This is a genomic window from Poseidonocella sp. HB161398 (genome assembly GCF_005870025.1).
Taxonomy (GTDB): domain Bacteria; phylum Pseudomonadota; class Alphaproteobacteria; order Rhodobacterales; family Rhodobacteraceae; genus Mangrovicoccus.
This window is the reverse complement of record NZ_VATA01000195.1, coordinates 1-1,996: the sequence shown is the minus strand read 5'-3', so window position 1 is coordinate 1,996 and position 1,996 is coordinate 1. Positions and strand designations below refer to the sequence as shown.

The window sequence follows — 1,996 nt, the reverse complement described above, 5'->3', positions numbered from 1 at the left end:
GTGAACGAGGCGCAGTACCAGGAGATGTATGCCCGCTCGATCGCGGACCCCGACGGGTTCTGGGGCGAGGCTGCGCGCGACAGGCTCGACTGGATCAAGCCCTTCACCAAGGTCAAGTCCACCTCCTTCCAGCCCGGACAGGTGGAGATCAAGTGGTTCGAGGACGGCACGCTCAATGTCGCCGCCAACTGCATCGACCGCCATCTCGCCACCCGCGCCGACCAGACCGCCATCATCTTCGAACCCGACGACCCCAACGAGCCCGCGCGCCACATCACCTACCGCCAGCTTCATGCCGAGGTCTGCAAATTCGCCAATATCCTCGAGGATCTGGGCGTCAGGAAGGGCGACCGCGTGGTGCTCTACCTGCCGATGATCCCCGAGGCCGCCTATGCGATGCTGGCCTGCGCGCGGATCGGCGCCATCCACTCGATCGTCTTCGCGGGCTTCTCGCCCGACGCGCTTTCCGCGCGGATCAACGGCGCGGGCGCCAAGCTGGTCATCACCTCCGACTACGCCCCGCGCGGCGGCCGGATGACGCCGCTGAAATCGAATGCCGACGCCGCGTTGCTGCATTGCAGCGAGGACGTGAAGATGCTGGTCGTCAAGCGCACCGGCGGGCAGACCACCTGGGTCGCGGACCGCGACTTCGACTATGCCGAGCTGCATGCCGAGGCCGATGACCGCCACCGCGCGGTCGAGGTGAATGCCGAGGATCCGCTCTTCATCCTCTACACCTCGGGCTCCACCGGCCAGCCCAAGGGCGTCGTGCATTCCTCGGGCGGCTACCTGCTCTATGCGGCGATGACGATGCAGTACGTCTTCGACTACAAGGAGGGCGACGTCTTCTGGTGCACCGCCGATGTCGGCTGGGTGACGGGCCACAGCTACATCGTCTACGGGCCGCTGGCCAACGGCGCGACCACGGTGATGTTCGAGGGCGTGCCGACCTATCCCGATGCCAGCCGCTTCTGGCAGGTCTGCGAGAAGCACCGCGTCAACCAGTTCTACACCGCCCCCACCGCGATCCGCGCGCTGATGGGCAAGGGCCCGGATTTCGTCGAGAAATGCGACCTCACCTCGCTGCGGATCCTCGGCACGGTGGGCGAGCCGATCAATCCCGAGGCCTGGACCTGGTACAACGACCATGTCGGCAAGGGCCGCTGCCCGATCGTCGACACCTGGTGGCAGACCGAGACCGGCGGGCATCTTCTGACGCCGCTGCCGGGGGCGACGGCGCTGAAGCCGGGCTCGGCCACCCTGCCCTTCTTCGGGGTGCAGCCGGTGGTCCTCGACCCGCATACCGGCCAGGAGATCGCCGAGACCGAATGCGAGGGCGTGCTGTGCCTGAAGGACAGCTGGCCGGGGCAGATGCGCACGGTCTGGGGCGATCACGAGCGGTTCGAGAAGACGTATTTCTCGGACTACAAGGGCTACTACTTCTCCGGCGACGGCTGCCGCCGCGACGCGGACGGCTACTACTGGATCACCGGGCGGGTGGATGACGTGATCAACGTCTCGGGCCACCGGATGGGCACGGCCGAGGTGGAGAGCGCGCTGGTGGCGCATGCCAAGGTCGCCGAGGCGGCGGTGGTGGGCTATCCGCATGCGGTCAAGGGCCAGGGCATCTACTGCTACGTGACGCTGATGAACGGGGTGGAGCCGACGGAAGACCTGGCCAAGGAGCTGCGCACCTGGGTGAGGACCGAGATCGGTCCGATCGCAAGCCCGGATCTGATCCAGTGGGCGCCGGGGCTGCCGAAGACGCGCTCGGGCAAGATCATGCGGCGGATCCTGCGCAAGATCGCGGAGAACGACTACGGCTCGCTGGGCGACACCTCGACGCTCGCGGAGCCGGCGGTGGTCGACGACCTGATCGAGAACCGGGTCAACCGCTAGGAAGATTGTCCCCGCCCCCCGGGAGGCCGGAGCCTCCCGGGACGCGCGGACCGGACCGGGGCGAAAAGCGCCCCGAAGCGGGCCCCCAAGGGGGCCC

General features: G+C 67.6%; 1 protein-coding gene. It reads left to right on the top strand.

The annotated features are described in order from the left end of the window. Positions 1-1,899 (top strand): acetate--CoA ligase (acs, locus tag FGX59_RS36630; RefSeq protein ID WP_138473453.1); only part of this gene is annotated, 1,899 nt, incomplete at its 5' end. Positions 1,900-1,996 lie beyond the last annotated feature (97 nt).